Consider the following 16,122-nt stretch of genomic DNA (forward strand, 5'->3'; position numbering starts at 1 on the left):
AAGAAACGTCGTCATTTTTAGGAAATCACCTTTTCCTTAACAATACTATAAAGGGTCTATCATTTCCTTTTTTATAATAAAATACCACTAGTGTTGCATAAATGTTGTTAGAATATTCAGTTTAAATATGTCCCCTGTTAAGAGCCAAAAAAGTAAATACCCAACTAAAGGTGGATCCATCCATTTGGAAATTTTTTTACAATTAGACTTAAGAGACGACGACAATTTGTTTATTAAGGAATGGTTTTTCCTTCAATCTTTCGAAGCCAAATATGTGCTGGTTTCCACAAAGCTGCCCGTAAATATCGGCTAATTTGTAGGGTTTTTCGTTTACTTTTTGTCTCGATTTGTGCGAGAACATGCAGGCAAAAAACAATAAGTGCGATAAACACTTGATTCTGAATTGCCCATTCGCTTTGGCCGTAAAACTTTTTGATATGGAGATGTTGTTTAATCCATTTGAAAAATAACTCAATCGCCCAGCGTGATTTATACATCTTTGAGATTTCTTCAGCACTTAAATCAAAACGATTTGTGATTAAATGAAGCTCATTTCCTTTTGAATCAATCACTTTTAGAAGACGAAAGTAATTTTCGGCACGGTTTTGCGTCGTACCAATCAACACCATTTGATCCGACAAAACAGATGTATTCTCGGGTAGTTTAAAATCGTAAACCTCCCGTATGACTGCGTTTTTTCGCAGCCTAGAAAGGAAAAAGTAGCCGTCATCTGTCATCCGATCAAAGCGTTCGTAGTCTAAGTAACCACGGTCAAACACATACATACATTCCTTGTCATCAACCATTACTTCAAGCTGACCGCGGTCATGTTCTTTGGCCGTTGTCATAATGGCCTTTTCGGGATAGGATATACCTTTTTCCATAAACACAAGGCGTAAGTGCAATTTAACACCCGCTTTTGTTTTGCGGAATTTTGCCCATTTATGATTAGTCAAATTGAGAGGCAATGTGCTTGAATCAATGATTTTTAATGGCATCACAAGTTTCGTGTTGTGCGTTTTGGCATGAATTTGTGAAACTAAATCAAGGAAAAGCTTTTGGAATAAGTCTGGATTCATGCCATTTAAACGGCGTGAGAGTTGGGAAATACTGATAGAATCAAGATCAATGCCCTTTTGCAGTTGATCATCGAAAAGACAATCGCTCAGCGCATGCAGACTTTCGACTTCTTCTAGCTGCGCAAAAAGTAATAATTTTAGAAATGACTCTGTCGTTAGTTTTTTCGTATAGAAATCTAATTTCAACGTTTTCACGTTTTCTTCAAATAATTGAAGATTTATTGGTGAAAACCATTGTCCAAATGAAGTTTTTCGTGTAATCTTGTCCATGCGATAGTCCTTTTTAGTGGATTTGGACGGGTTACCACCTAACTTATCCATTATAAAGGACTTTTTCTTTGCATAAAATGATAAAATTGAACATTTCAAGTATTTTTAATAGTTAAATTAAATTAACGCAACACTAGTGATAAAATACCATTAAATTATACTCTATGCAGCTAATATATGTAGCTAGATCATGTTTTAATGTTTGCTAATAATAAAGGGAAACCGTATTTTACAGATTACCCTTTAAAGAAATTTAGAAACTATAATAGCAAAGGAAATACCCTGTGTGATCTCACAGGGTATTATGACTGAAATAAATTCGGTGTTTTAAACAGGATCTATCAACCATTCTATGCTTTTTGAAAGTTATTGATAAATAGTGTTTTGCGAACGGCCAAAAACAGAATTCATCATCATTCTTTTTATACTAGGAACACTCAATAATACTCTTACAGCATATTTACGGATCAATGGATTCCTTAATATGGTATTCATGACACGGTAACGTTTTTGAATTAAATAATATCCACCTAACACAATTAGTAAAATGGAGAATACTCTTGACATTTTTCCATCCCTCCTAATAGTTAGTTTGGTGATAAAAATTAATTTTATCCGTTTTGATTATGTGAAAATATTCCCGTATCTTAATTCCGCAAATAGGCTATGGTAAATCATTACTGAAAGAAGACAAAATACAACAAGGCTGCCAACAAACCAGAAAGTACATTCACCATATCATTATTAAATAGAGCAAACCCTTTTATCTTAACTAGGCTTTCATGACATTTCCACTTTGTTTCAAAAATTTTCCCACAAACTGGACACTTATACTCCACTTGTACAAATGCTCCTAAAATGGTATCAATAACATTCCCTAGAAATCCAAATAGAATGATGCTAACAAATCCTCCTAAATGAATGGGAAATAATACGATTGCTGTTAATGCAATAACAAACGCCCCTGCTAATGCAGCCCATGTCCCTAAAACACTGATTGCCCCTGAAGTGCCTGTTTCTGTTGGTTTCCATGTTCGAACAGAGATTGGATTTTTTTTACTTAATGAACCAATTTCAGAAGCCCATGTATCCGAATTGGCAGCTGCAAGCAAAATGGAGAAAACAGTAATCCAAATGGAGTCTTTAGTAAAATAATAAACGATACTAGCAATGGCAGCAAACCCTCCATTTGCCATAACTTGTAATGCATCGCGAGTAGATCCTTTTTGTGTTTTTTCTGCCATCGATTGTTTTGTTTTCCCTTTGTATTTTGAAAACATACTAGAAGACACAAAAAATACTCCTAGAACAATTAATCCTTTATAGCCAAACCCGATCGCAATTCCTGTACCGACGAAAAAAGCTGCAATTGCACCACTCTTAGTTAAAGATCGACGTTTGAAAGCATAATAAGAAACAAAAAAAATGAAAATAGGATATATAATACTACTCATCTGTACATAATACCCCTTCATTTGTAATTATTTTTTGGACTGCTAGGTCATGGTTCTCTTTTGGGATTTCTTTCTGTAGCTGCATAGAAAAAGCTAACGATATTGTCTTTCCTTTATAATTTTGCAGAAAGCGGTCATAATATCCTCCTCCGAAACCTAGTCTATATCCTTTTGGCGAATAGGCTAGCCCTGGAACAAGGAGTAAATCAATTTGTGCTGGATCTGTTTGTTCTGTTTCTTCTACAATAGGTTCGAACAAATTACTATAAACAGATTCAAGCTGATTAAAATGCTCTAATTGGCGAAAAGTCATTTGTCTAGTTGCGGGGTCGCACTTTGGAATACTTACCTTTTTTCCTAATTGCCAAGCTGTACGAATAATTTGATAAGTATCAACTTCAGGAAATTTGGAAATGGTAATCCCGATATGATTAGCAGAAGTAAAGGAAACGTCCTTATATAATTGGAGAGCTATCTGATAAGACATTTGCTCATATTGAGGCTTACTAATTTTATGTAGTTGTTTGATTATATTTGTTCGAAACTGTTTTTTTTCCTGCATCTTATGTACACACCATCCTTGCCTTCTGTTTTAAAATATGAAAAAAACAGAAGGGATATCCCCTTCTGCTTATTTTGTTTCACGGTGAACTGTAGTACGTTTTTCTCTTGAGCAATATTTTTTTAGCTCAAGACGATCTGGATTATTTCGTTTATTTTTTTTAGAAATGTAGTTACGATCACCACATTCAGTGCAAGCTAACGTAATGTTTACACGCATGTTTATTTCCCTCCAAACTATAGGTTGCTAGTTCGTGCATACGACTTTTATATGATAACATCTTTTGTTAGGAAATGCTAGTACTTGTTTTCATTAGAATATGATTCAAATCTAAAATATCTTTTTTTTCTGTGCCCGTTATCGACCAAGCACGGCTAATGCCAGTTGATTGGGGCTTAACTTCCATGTTTAAGGAAAAGATACTTACACTTGAACCTTTAGCCATTGGTTGATATTTAAGAATGCCTTTATGATTATTGTTCCAGATAAGCTCTGTGTGTACATTCCAAATAGGTTGTACCGTTCTCTGTTCGATACTCGTTGTTTCATGTTTCCCATTTACTAAATAGAGCTGGTCATCGATGGAATGATAGATGACGTTTTCCGTAGGTGAAACAAATGAAAGATGTTCTTGATAAGCTTTAGTAAAGTAATTTAAGACTAGAATTTTCATTTTCTTCGTTTCAGTAGAATGATTACGCACATAAATTTCATTATATTGTATTTTGGAATGTTTGTGTATTTGCTTTACATGCACAGAAATGGAATGCTCAGGTATTAATTTTTCATAACCGTTCTGAATCCAATATGTTTTGCCATCAATCCAAATTCCAGGTGTTGTCGTTAATTTTTTCATTAATAGCTTTCTTTGAACACTTTGAAAGTCTTTTTGTAAATTAGCCTCAATTTTCATTCTATCTTCACCTACTCTAATATTTTTAATTAGATATGGATTCTTTCACCTTAGCATGAACGATTAGTTCATCAAAAACTCTTCTTGTTTCTTCCCCAATTCGATTCCAACTAAAAAGGTGGCTCACTAATTTTTTGCCATTTTGACCAATCTCTTTACCTACTAATGGGTTTTCCAATAAATACTCTATATTCTCTACTAAGTTTTCTGCATTATTTGGTTCCATATATAGTCCTGTTTCTTTATCTTTAATAATTCCTTTTAAGCCACCCGTCTGGGAAACAATCGTTGGAATTGCAAATACTAATGATTCTAGGGCTACAATCCCAAATGGCTCATATGAACTCGGTATCACTACGATATTTGCATGGGCATAAAATGCATTCTTCTGTTCTTCCTGTAAATAGCCTATCAACCGGACATTTTCCGATAGTCGGTTTCTCTCAATAAATTTTTGGTACTCATCATACATTGGTCCGACTCCCGCTATAACAAAAGAAATATCCGATCTCTTCTTAAGCAATTTTCTTGCCGCTTCTAATAGCGTCCCAAAACCTTTTTCTTTAACCATTCTTCCCATAGCAAAAATAATTTTTTGGTTACTGTTCAGATAAGAGGATTCAATTGGCGCAAGCGAAATCTCTTCCATTTTTAAAGATTCTACTCCATTTGGGATAACAGAAATTTTTGCTTGTTCTACTTCAAAAACCGTCATTACTTCATTCTGCATATATTCACTGCAAACGATTAAAGAATCTGCTGCATGTATAAGCTGCCTTTCTTTTTCATGGATAAACTTCTGCATTTCCGTATAGATTCCGCCATTTCTGCCATGCTCTGTCGCATGTATTGTGGCGATTAAAGGAATTTGGAATTGATCCTTTAATGAAAGCGCGGCAGCACCTACTAGCCAATCATGTGCTTGAATCAAATCGAAAGTCATATGCTTAGCTATTTCTACTGCTTTATCCCACATTGCAAGATTTAATCCGCCAATCCAATGGATAAAATTATGTTCCATACTATGCATTGGTTTGACTCGATAAACAAATAAACCGTCCTTTTCTTCTACATCTTCTGCTCCTTTGTTCATATCTTGTGCTGTAATAAGATGAACTTCATATCCATTTTTCACTAGACTACTTGTTAATCCCACTACATGTGTTCCGAGACCACCGATTACATTTGGTGGATATTCCCATGATAAAATGAGTGCTTTTTTTCTATTTGCCGACTCCTTTTGGATTAACTTCTGATTAGTCATCTGGATTGTTGTATTTAAAATCGGGTACTCTTGTTCTCTGAAAGATAACCACTCTTTATCAATAGATCCTTTCAAATACCTACTTAACTTATTTGCTGCGTCCAGGTAGTCTGCAGCTACTTCTTTTTCCCCATTATCTTGGTAAAGTAAAGCGCTTAGCATTATCCATTCTTTTTCCAGCTGTTTCTGAATCCTTTGACTGTCCGTATTTAAAGTAGTTTGTCTCCATTGATGAATTTCTCTTTCCATAAAAGCTAAAGAGACATATGAAGAGCTTTGTTTATGCATATTTCTTTTTCTGTCACGGTTTAAGAAAGAGGCACATAAATGTACATGATCCATCCCTTGACTAAATTGCGTTAAATACGTATTAGGCGTGATATGAACCATATAGCCTTCATCACTTAAGTAACGGATCGTTTTATTAAGATCTTCCCGCACCTTTACATAGTTATCTAAGTTAATTGGTAGGGACAAGACCGACTCATTTGTATAATGATTATACGACTCAAGCAACTCCATAATTGCTTTATCCCAGGCATGTTTAGTCACATTCTCTACTTGAAAAATCTGATACAAACTTTCTTCTATCGGAAAGAAAACCACATCATGTGGGGATTCCACTGCGATTCCAACATCACTTGGTAAAGGATCGCTATGATAGATTGTTGCACTATTTAGATAACTGTATGTTAACTTCTCTTTTTTCAAATATAAGTCCAAGCCAGGTGAAAAATATCCTTCTGGAAACCAAAATCCTTTTGGACGATAATCTAAATAATCATCGATAATCGATAAACCCATTTCCATTTGCAATTGAACACCTGTACTGGTTGAAACATTTGATAAAAGGGAGAAAGAAGCGGGACTTCCAAGCAGTTCGATTCGATTTTCTTGGATGAGTTTCTTAAGTACTTTTAATAAATTTTTCTCCTTTTGAAGCCAATAAGAAAGTAATTCAACATCCTGAGCTTCTTTTTCTAAAAATTCTGTTATTTCTTCTCGAAACGACGGTAAATCCAGCATCTCCAAATATATTGGTGGTATAACAAGTTGAATGGTATAAGACGGATTATCCTTTTCAGTATGGTAAAGAAAGTTTATAAAATTTATTGTCTGTTCATAAAACTCCTTTTTAGCGTGCTTATCTTTCGAAAAATAGTTCATAAAAGGGATCTTATTGATTACAATCAATTGAAAATAAGAACCATTCATTTCTTTTTCACATCCTCTTGCTCTTCTAATTCATAATAGCTATAGGTACTTACATGCTCAATCCAATTTGGAATGGAAACATCCCCATTTTCCCATTTCAGCAACTCTTTTTCCATTATTCCAGTATGATCTTGTGAAGTTCTAGGCGTATGTAATGAATTAGACTGTAATATAGGCAAAAAGGATTGATAAACATCGAGGACGCCAATTTCAAAACAAAAACTTCTGTTTGGCACTAAGTCTTTTAGTACAACCGATTCCTGTTTATTTTCAACCGGTAGCAAACGATAATTATGCGCATTGCTTCCATTATATATAATGCTCGTTATATCGTTAATCTTTATTGCCAAAGAACAGCTATTGGGGTCAATATCATAATAAGTTGAAATTAGCTGCCATTTCCCTTCAGGTATTCTCCAAAATACTAATGCCGTTTCTTCGCTTGTTAACCAAGCTTCCATGCCATTTTTCTTTGCTAATAAATCAATGCTTGTCCAAAAATTTTCGGTTACATAAGGATTCTTCATTTGTAATTCCTTATTAATCTTTTTCTCTTCTACTTGTCCAGTTACCTCTTGTTCTTTTACGTACTTTTTCCATTGGTATTGAACTTTACCTACAGTTGAATTTAGTTCGATGGCAATTTTCCGGAAAGAAAGTCCTTTACGTCTTAAATTTACAATTTGTTCAATCAATAGAACTAGCACCTCTTTCTAAATTTTGTTTTCTTTTCCTGTTTTATCTTTGTTGTATGTATCGCAACTTACTAGTATATGTCTACAAGATTCTTTTTAGTTCCCTATTTATACTATTATGTTACCACTGAATTGGTAATGCTACAATGAACAGATTTTGTCGGATTATGCTTTAACTTACGTACGTTTATCTAAAGGGCTCAAAAAATTTTTTCAACCTTTTAGCCATCTGCTTTAGTAACCCAAATTCGACATATGCTTTAAAAAAAAACAGTTTAATTACGACATATTTTTAAATGTTTCGCAAATGAATTCGAATATTGTCTCCCATTTTTTGAAGAAATTAATGAAATTTCCAACTGTCCTGTAAAAAGCACCTAGCTTTTCTTTTTGATTAAATAGGAATTATTTATGGAAAATGATAAAATATCTTTAGACTGGACAGCTTCTATAAAGCTTACTTTATTAAAATAATTTAAAATGAAGAAATTATCCTGAGGTGAATTATGTTAACTGTTATGCTAGTACTAATAGGAGTTTCCTTATTGCTCCTAATTCTATCTTTTTTCCTTCGTGACCCTATTAAAGATTTGCGCGAAGAAATAGACCAACTTTCCATTCAACAAGTACAGGAAATGTATAAAATAAAAAAGAAATTAAAAGTGCTTGAAGAAGAATTAATGATTGGTGAAGAGAATTTTGCTTTTAAACCATCATCTGCGATAAAAGAATCAAAATCAGACCAGGCTGAAAATATCCAACCAATTCATGCCATTATTAAAAATCAAGTTTGGACACTTGCGGCAAGTGGCGTTCCCGTTGATCAGATCGCAAATCAATCTTCCCTATCGATTACTCAAGTTCAGCAAATTATAAATGAAAGGGTCGGAAAGTAACGAGATGAAGAAACAAAATTTACGTTCGTTGGCAATCGGAATGCTCCTTTCAGCAAGTATAATTGCTAGTTTTTATCTATATCAAGATAACAACAAGCAAGAACAGAACACCCTAAACGTTTCAAATGCGACTACCTATTTACAGAGAGAGGGTTTTACTGTATTAACAGAGGCTGAATACACAGATTTACAAACAAAATTAGAGGAAAGCACCCAGAATCAAACAAAACCAAATGCGGGAGCTAATAAAGAGGAGCAAGAAGAACCTAAAGAGGAAAAAAAGGAGACCTATTCCTACACGCTTAAAATTACCAGTGGTATGAGTATTTCTACGATCGCCGAGTTATTATTTAACGAAAACATTGTAAAAGACCAAGAAGAATTTGAAACCTATTTAATTGATAATGACTACCATACAAAAATTCAAGTTGGCAGCTTCCGCTTAACTAGTGACATGAGCTACAAAAAAATTGCCGAGACACTTACGGAATAAATAATGCATCATAAGAGTGAAACTTCCATCAGTGGGGGTTTTCCTTCTGATGGTTTGTTAAACCAATCGGACCTTTACAGACAATTGATCTTCCACCTATCTTCCTCTTATTCTCATAAGCTTGAGGGGGAGTCTTACTGTCCGTTAAGAGTGAAATAAAAAGAGGCTGGGACATAAGTATTCCAGCCAAGGATAATTCCGAACAATTATACGAAGATGCTAATGAATGTTCCGTATAATTGTTCGGGCTTTTATTTGTTTTTCAAAGGATGTTTCCATGAAGTTTGGTGCGATTCCCCGCAGCCGCTATTTACTAGCTATATTAGAAATTGTTCGTCTTTACAGAGTATCTATTTAGTTATGTCCCATCCTCTTTAGACTGGAAACAAACTTAAGTTAAAGGTTTGTCTCCAGTTTTTTATATTGGCGTTTTAATCATTTTTTAAATTTTGCCATTTACCAATCATATTGTCTACCTTTTACTAAATAAAAGATATTTTCAGCAATATTAGTAGTGTGGTCTGCTGCTCTTTCTAAGTAGCGACATACAAACGTCAGCTGTGAGATTTGATGCAAATATTCAGGTTTATTTTTACTGATTTCGAATAACTCAATAAACGCTTGTTTGTTCAAACCATCTACTTCATCATCCATCTCAGCAATTTTCCGTGCTAATTTTGTATCTTCCTTATTATATGCATCTAGCGATAAACGCAGCATTTCATTCGTAATTTCCAGCATCTTTTTTACGTGAACCATCGGTTTTACTAATTCTTGATTGCCTATTCTTATAGTAGCTTTTGCAATATTTACGGCAAAATCGGCGATTCTTTCAATATCTGTTGCAATCTTTATTCCAACAATAATCCGTCTCAGATCAATCGCTACAGGGGCCTGTTTCGCAATTAGAAGTATAGCAAAATCATTTATTTCTTCATACAATCTATCTGCCTCTGCATCATCATCAATAATTTCTAATGCCATTTCTATGTTTTGTGTTTCAAGTGCTTCTAAAGATCTTTGTAAAGCTTGAATAGAAAATTCTCCAAGCTCTGTTAATTTTCCTTGTAGTTCCTTAAGACCTGCTTCAAATTTCTCTCTAACTGGCATGGTATAAGTCTCCTTTTTGGGATTTCAGCTATAATAATTATCCAAATCTACCTGTAATATAATCTTCTGTTCTTTTATCTTTTGGGTTAGAGAATATTTTATCTGTTACATCAAACTCTACTACTTCTCCATTTAAGAAGAAAGCTGTTTTATCAGAGATACGTGCCGCTTGCTGCATATTATGTGTAACAATAATAATGCTGTAATTTTCCTTTAATTCTTGAACAAGTTCCTCTACTTTTAAAGTAGAAATCGGATCGAGAGCAGATGTTGGCTCATCCATTAGAATCACATCTGGTTCAATAGCTAGGCAGCGAGCAATACAAAGACGCTGCTGTTGTCCACCAGAAAGTCCATATGCATTTTGGTTTAATCTATCTTTTACTTCATCCCAAATTGCCGCACCTCTTAAACTTTTCTCTACTATTTCATTTAAAATTTTCTTATCGCGAATACCATGAATTTTCGGTCCATATGCAACATTTTCATAAATTGACTTTGGAAATGGGTTTGGTTTTTGAAAGACCATTCCTACTTTTGTTCTTAATTCTTCCACCCCGTAATCTTTGTCAAAAATATTACGACCGCGATAGTTAATTTCCCCTGATGTTTTCACTCCAGGCACTAATTCGATCATACGATTTAATGTTTTTATATAAGTTGATTTCCCGCAGCCTGACGGACCAATTATGGATGTTACCTCATTTTCCATAATATCTAAATCAATATTTTTCAATGCATGATTATCCCCATACCATAAATTAAGCTGATTTGTTTTATAAACAGAATTTTTTGTGTTAACATCTGTTGTGCTTTCTACTGCTTTTTTCACTTTGTCTACAAAAACTGTGCTCATTTGAAGTTCCCCCTGTACGTTTAATAACGTTTTTGAAATTTATTTCTGATAAATACTGCAATAGAATTCATTAAAATTAATAACACTAATAGAACGATAATCCCTGCGGCTGCAAGATTCTGGAATTCTTCCTGTGGTCTTCCTGTCCAGTTATATATTTGCATCGGCAATACAGTGAACATATCAAAGACTGTTCTAGGCAAGAATGCTAGGAATAAAGGTAGCCCTAATACTACTAAAGGGGCCGTTTCCCCGATTGCACGTGATAGTGCTAGTATTCCTCCCGTTAAAATACCAGGAATAGCTGCAGGCATTACTACTCTTACAATCGTCTGCCATTTTGTTGCTCCCATCCCCAATGATGCTTCTCTCAATTCATTTGGCACCGCACGAATTGCTTCTTGTGCTGCTACAATAATGATTGGTAGAACTAACAAACTCATTGTTAATCCAGCTGCTAGGACACTTGTTCCAAGTGATAATGCACGAACAAACAAAGTTAATCCAAGTAAACCAAAGACAATGGATGGTACTCCAGCAAGGTTTGATATATTAATTTGGATGAAATTTGTAAACTTATTTTTACTTGCATATTCTTCAAGATAAATAGCTGTACCAACTCCAACAAGTAGAGCAACTGGTGCAACTACCCCCATTAGCCATACTGTTCCTATTAATGCAGTATATACTCCAGCATTTTCTGGTTTTCGAGAAGGTAAGCTTGTTAAAAACTGAAAATCTAAATAGCCAATTCCTTGAGTCAATACTCGATAAAAAAGAACACCGAGAACAACTAAACCAAATAAAGTTGCACTAAAAAATAAAGCTCTCATTATGACATTTTTCAATAATCTCGGTTTCATTTTCTTTATGACATCAGAATGATTTATTAACTTCATCTTAATATTCCTCCCTAAAGCGACGAGAAATGTATTGGGCAAGCAAGTTCATTAAGAAGGTAAATAAGAACAACGTAAATCCAACTGCGTAAATACTGTAGTAAATAGTTGTACCATATCCTGCATCTCCTTGACTAACTTGAACAATATAAGCTGTCATCGTTTGAATAGATTCTGTTACGTTAAAGCTGAGCTTAGGTGTACTTCCCCCTGCGACTGCCACAATCATCGTTTCTCCAATTGCTCTTGATAAAGCTAAAACAATAGAAGAAACAATCCCGGAAACAGCTGCTGGTAAGACTACCTTGATTGCAACTTCAAACTTAGTAGAACCCATCGCTAGAGCCCCTTCGCGCATTGCCCTTGGAACGGCACTCATTGCATCTTCTGATAAAGAAGCAATCATTGGTGTAATCATAATTCCGATTACTATTCCTGGACTTAACGCGTTAAACATTTCTAAAGAAGGAATCATTGATCGAAGCAACGGTGTTACAAATGTTAAAGCAAAAAAACCGTAGACAATCGTTGGGATACCTGCAAGAACTTCTAAAATTGGTTTAATAATTCTTCTTGTTTTATCACTCGCGTATTCACTTAAAAAAATGGCAGATGCTAACCCTATTGGCACAGCAACAATTCCTGCAATAATCGTTACTTTTAATGTTCCAGACACAAGTGGCATAATTCCAAATGAGCCTGGGTCAGAAAATGGATACCACGATTTACTCGTTATAAATTCTTTTATATTTACTCTTTCAAAAAAAGTAAATGTTTCAATGATTAATGTAAATAGAATACCTAGTGTTGTTAAAACAGATAAAATAGCTGTAATCAATAATACCTTGGGCATTATTTTTTCTAGCACCCTACTGATATTGTTTTTTTGCTTTCTTTCTGCGATTAACTCTTGCACAGATGGTGTGTTTGCTTTAACTTCCTGCTTAATCATGCTTTTAGCCCCCCTTAATCCAAACAGCAAGATGGAAAGCCAAGTACAAAGCTTTCCATCAAAACTTATTACTTAAGTCCTTTAATTAATTCTAAATCTTTTTCATATTCTTCTTCTGGCAATTTTACATAGCCTACTTCTTCTGATAGATCTGCAGCATTTTCAATCATAAATTCAGCGAAATCAGCTACTTCTGCTTTTTTCATCGATTCATTTTTTACATATGTGAACAATGGTCTTGATAATGGAGCATATTCTCCGCTTTCAACTGTTTCATTTGTTGGTTCAACTGGGCCGTTACCACCATCAATTGGCACGACTTTTAACTTATCTTTATTTTCTGCATAATAAGCATATCCAAAGTATCCAATAGCGTTTTTATCACCTGTTACACCTTGTACTAAAATATTATCGTCTTCTGATAAAGTCGCCGCTTTTGCAATTGGTTGATCTTCTAAAATCACTTCATCAAAATAATCGAATGTTCCAGAATCAGTTCCTGGAGAATAGTATTTAATTTCTTCTTCTGGCCATCCTTCACGAATGTCAGACCATTTTTTTGCTGTACCATCTTCAAGCCAAATTTTCTTTAACTCGTCTATTGTTAAATGGTCAACCCAAGTATTATCTTTATTCACGACAACGGAAAGTCCGTCATATGCTAATCTTAATTCAGTAAAGTCAATTCCTTTTGACTCTAGCTCTGTTTTTTCTTCATCCTTAATTGGACGGGATGCATTACTGAAATCTGTTTCACCTGCGATAAATGCTTTAAATCCTCCACCTGTACCAGATGATGCAACAGAAACTTTTACATTTGGTTGCTCTGCTTGATACTCTTCAACGATTGCTTCCATAATTGGATATACAGTTGATGATCCGTCTAATTTGATTTGGCCCGATAATTGTTCAGTTCCATTATCCTTTGATGAATCGGATGAATTTGACGGACTAGCATCGTTATTTCCACCACACGCTGCTAATGCTAACATTGTTCCAATCATTGCTGTCAATCCTACTGTTTTAAAGCTCTTCATTTTTCTCTTTACCCCCTAAGGATGGTTGTTTTGTTTTACAAGTTAACTATAAGTCTTTAGTATTAACTTGGTTTTAACTGTTTGTAAATCAATGTTAACAGAATGTAAAAGTAGGGGTTTTTCGAACTATTTTTGTTAATGACTAGAATGTTTCTACCTTTAGTAATAATAATAAAAAAAGGACGAAACTAGTTTTGGCTAGTTTCGTCCTTTTTTATTTACTCTTTTTCTTCTTTACTATATTCTTTTTCTCTTTCTTTTTTCAAGTCGAAATACGCATCCAATACACGTTCTCCGATTTTCTTATTAGCCCCATTATCGACACTTCCTTGATATGCCCATGGAACCATTACGGCCATTGCTACTTCTGGGTTATCTGAAGGAGCATAGCTAATTAAGCTTAAGTTCATGACTTGAGGTGGTTCTTTTCCATAATCACTTCTAGATGGACCATCATAAAATGCTTCTGCTGTACCTGTTTTAGCCGCTGGAGAATAATCTTTTCCACCTAAATTAGAATAAGCAGTACCTTTTGGAGTTTGTGCCACCATTTTAAATCCTTGCTGTACTCTTTCAATCCATTCAGGTTTCACATCGACCTTATTTAATACTTTAGGTTTAATTGTCTCTATGATTGGACCGAGTGTACTATCATCGGCAACTGGTTCACGAATTTCTTTGACAATATGTGGTTCCATCCGTTTTCCGCCATTAGCGATGGTTGACACATATTGTGCAAGCTGCATATTGGAATACGTATCATATTGTCCGATGGATAAATCCAGTAAGAAACCTGGCAGTGTATCTTGGCCTTTAAATCCAACTTGTTCATTAGGCAAATCAATTCCCGTGCGAATTCCTAATCCATACTGAGCAAATTCATTTCTCACTAAGGAAAAGTCATCAAGTGAGACAGATAATGGTTTACCGTATACATAGTTAGCGCCAGCCATCTTCATCACCGTTCTGAACATATAAACATTGGATGAGCGTTGTAAAGCAGTAAGATCGCTAATTGGTCCCATTGTTGTCCAAGACTTTTTAATAGTATTTCCAATTTTTACAGGTGTATCATTCCACACTGTTCCTGGTGAAATTGCTCCTGTTTTATACCCAGTTAATACAGTAGCACCTTTTACAACAGAACCTACGTTATAAGTGGTAGTAATATTACCGAGTGCATCATCTTGAACTTCCAATTTTCCCGTTTCGTCATCTCTTACTAGCCGCTTTCCAGCCATTGAGAGAACATCTCCTGTGTTTGGATTCATAAGAACGACATAGGCTCGATCAAGCAATTTCGTGCCAGCAAACGTTTTTGCTTTTTTCAATTCTTCCTCGATGATTTTTTCAACTTCTAATTGAAGCTCCATATCAATGGAGAGGATTAAATCATTGCCTCTTTTTCCTTCTGTGATGACCTCGGTACTAACAATATTGCCTTTTTTATCTGTTTTATTGCGGACTTTCTCTTTTTGACCTTTTAAAACATCCTCGTATTGTAGCTCTAAGTAACTTGTTCCAACTCGATCATTTCGACTGTATCCTCTTGAAACATAATAATCTAATTTCTCTGCAGGAAGACCCTTTTCTGCGGAACTCACATTACCTAAGACAGATTTTAAGGTATCCCCAAATGCATAGGATCTTTCCCAGTCTGTTGTTGTATCTACACCGGGCAATGATTCTAAATTCTCACTTACTACTGCAAATTCTTCGTCACTTACCTCTTTATTTTTGACCATTTGTGGAGTTAGTTTATATCCACTAATGAACTCACGATAAATAGCTAATACTTCCAGATCATGATTAGTGAGTGTCTTAAGATCCTCTTCTGAAATACGATCAAGCTGTAATTGATATACTTGTTTATTGTATTCATCCTGATCCGGGTACTTCTCAGCTAAAGCCTCTTTTTCCTTTTCCGAAACTTTCTGATTAGCCTTTTCTTCATTTTTTATAATCCAATAATCCTTTTTCTCCCGCTCTGTTACCTTTTTCGTATCTTTTATAATATACTTTGAAAGCAATTCAGCAGTTTCGAGCATTTCTTCTTGCTTAACACCAGAATTGGTATAAGTAATTGCTTTTTGTGCAACATTATCTACTATTACTTTTCCAGTTGCATCATACATTTTCCCACGTGGCACAGAGGTATTTACTGTAACATCTTCTGTTTTCTCTAATTCTCTTTTATAATCCTCTCCATAAACAATCTGCACAAAACCTAGACGCAGAATCAATGCTGAGAACAGTAAAAAAACAAAAAAGAAAATAATATTAAGACGTACAGGTATCGTTTTTTTCTTTTTCTTTTTTCCCAACGTTTAATCACACTTTCCTTAAATATTCTTTTTCTATTGTAATAGAAAACAGTAGATTATTCTATTAATAACTAATTGGAATAATCTTCTAAGATTGTTTAGC

16 protein-coding genes are annotated in these 16,122 nt (G+C 34.6%); 2 read left to right on the top strand and 14 right to left on the bottom strand.

Features of this window, described 5'->3' with window-relative positions; translation table 11 throughout:
* Positions 1-233: 233 nt before the first annotated feature.
* The 8 genes from NST60_RS22885 to NST60_RS22920 form a co-directional block, all read right to left on the bottom strand.
* Entirely contained in the window at positions 234-1,349 is a 1,116-nt protein-coding gene (locus NST60_RS22885) for an IS4 family transposase (protein WP_100525938.1), read from the bottom strand.
* A gap of 366 nt (positions 1,350-1,715) precedes the next feature.
* Entirely contained in the window at positions 1,716-1,916 is a 201-nt protein-coding gene (locus NST60_RS22890) for a hypothetical protein (RefSeq protein ID WP_169188832.1), read from the bottom strand.
* Positions 1,917-2,026: 110 nt separating this feature from the next.
* Positions 2,027-2,803 (bottom strand): DUF92 domain-containing protein, encoded by a 777-nt coding sequence (locus tag NST60_RS22895; RefSeq protein ID WP_169188833.1) that lies wholly within the window; start codon positions 2,801-2,803, stop codon positions 2,027-2,029.
* Complete coding sequence (locus NST60_RS22900) at positions 2,796-3,365, bottom strand: 5-formyltetrahydrofolate cyclo-ligase (protein ID WP_169188834.1); 570 nt, start codon at positions 3,363-3,365, stop codon at positions 2,796-2,798. Before NST60_RS22900 ends, NST60_RS22895 begins: the two co-directional genes overlap by 8 nt.
* 69 nt (positions 3,366-3,434) lie before the next feature.
* Positions 3,435-3,584 carry a 50S ribosomal protein L33 gene (gene rpmG / locus NST60_RS22905; RefSeq protein WP_016204868.1) on the bottom strand — a complete coding sequence of 50 codons (150 nt, stop codon included), beginning with the start codon at positions 3,582-3,584 and terminating at the stop codon, positions 3,435-3,437.
* A gap of 67 nt (positions 3,585-3,651) precedes the next feature.
* A complete protein-coding gene (locus NST60_RS22910) occupies positions 3,652-4,278 on the bottom strand; it encodes a hypothetical protein (RefSeq protein WP_169188835.1) in 627 nt (208 codons plus the stop codon).
* Between the two features lie 25 nt (positions 4,279-4,303).
* On the bottom strand, positions 4,304-6,757 hold the full coding sequence (locus NST60_RS22915; RefSeq protein WP_341100388.1) for a glycosyltransferase: 2,454 nt from the start codon (positions 6,755-6,757) through the stop codon (positions 4,304-4,306).
* Positions 6,754-7,452 (bottom strand): DUF4912 domain-containing protein, encoded by a 699-nt coding sequence (locus NST60_RS22920; protein ID WP_016203019.1) that lies wholly within the window; start codon positions 7,450-7,452, stop codon positions 6,754-6,756. The genes NST60_RS22915 and NST60_RS22920 overlap by 4 nt, the downstream gene beginning before the upstream one ends.
* 545 nt (positions 7,453-7,997) lie before the next feature.
* Here NST60_RS22920 and NST60_RS22925 point away from each other — a divergent pair.
* Together NST60_RS22925 and NST60_RS22930 are read left to right on the top strand one after the other, a co-directional pair.
* Positions 7,998-8,348, top strand: coding sequence for a hypothetical protein (locus tag NST60_RS22925; RefSeq protein WP_328019316.1), 351 nt, complete (start codon positions 7,998-8,000; stop codon positions 8,346-8,348).
* A gap of 4 nt (positions 8,349-8,352) precedes the next feature.
* Complete coding sequence (locus NST60_RS22930) at positions 8,353-8,841, top strand: endolytic transglycosylase MltG (RefSeq protein ID WP_169188838.1); 489 nt, start codon at positions 8,353-8,355, stop codon at positions 8,839-8,841.
* Positions 8,842-9,297: 456 nt separating this feature from the next.
* On the opposite strand, the gene phoU is transcribed toward NST60_RS22930, so the two are convergent.
* The 6 genes from phoU to NST60_RS22960 all read right to left on the bottom strand — a co-directional run bounded on the left by phoU (position 9,298) and on the right by NST60_RS22960 (position 16,019).
* Positions 9,298-9,951 carry a phosphate signaling complex protein PhoU gene (gene phoU, locus NST60_RS22935; protein WP_016203015.1) on the bottom strand — a complete coding sequence of 218 codons (654 nt, stop codon included), beginning with the start codon at positions 9,949-9,951 and terminating at the stop codon, positions 9,298-9,300.
* 37 nt (positions 9,952-9,988) lie between these two features.
* Positions 9,989-10,807 carry a phosphate ABC transporter ATP-binding protein PstB gene (gene pstB / locus NST60_RS22940; protein ID WP_016203014.1) on the bottom strand — a complete coding sequence of 273 codons (819 nt, stop codon included), beginning with the start codon at positions 10,805-10,807 and terminating at the stop codon, positions 9,989-9,991.
* A 20-nt stretch (positions 10,808-10,827) separates the two neighbouring features.
* Positions 10,828-11,706 carry a phosphate ABC transporter permease PstA gene (gene pstA / locus NST60_RS22945; protein WP_016203013.1) on the bottom strand — a complete coding sequence of 293 codons (879 nt, stop codon included), beginning with the start codon at positions 11,704-11,706 and terminating at the stop codon, positions 10,828-10,830.
* 1 nt (position 11,707) lies between these two features.
* The gene (pstC, locus tag NST60_RS22950; RefSeq protein ID WP_169188839.1) at positions 11,708-12,658 is read right to left on the bottom strand and encodes a phosphate ABC transporter permease subunit PstC; all 951 of its coding nucleotides are present in this window, start codon (positions 12,656-12,658) and stop codon (positions 11,708-11,710) included.
* A 68-nt stretch (positions 12,659-12,726) separates the two neighbouring features.
* Entirely contained in the window at positions 12,727-13,695 is a 969-nt protein-coding gene (locus NST60_RS22955) for a PstS family phosphate ABC transporter substrate-binding protein (protein WP_016203011.1), read from the bottom strand.
* 218 nt (positions 13,696-13,913) lie between these two features.
* Positions 13,914-16,019, bottom strand: coding sequence for a peptidoglycan D,D-transpeptidase FtsI family protein (locus NST60_RS22960; protein WP_341100395.1), 2,106 nt, complete (start codon positions 16,017-16,019; stop codon positions 13,914-13,916).
* Positions 16,020-16,122: the final 103 nt, after the last annotated feature.

The organism is Niallia sp. FSL W8-1348 (genome assembly GCF_038006745.1).
Taxonomy (GTDB): domain Bacteria; phylum Bacillota; class Bacilli; order Bacillales; family Cytobacillaceae; genus Niallia; species Niallia alba.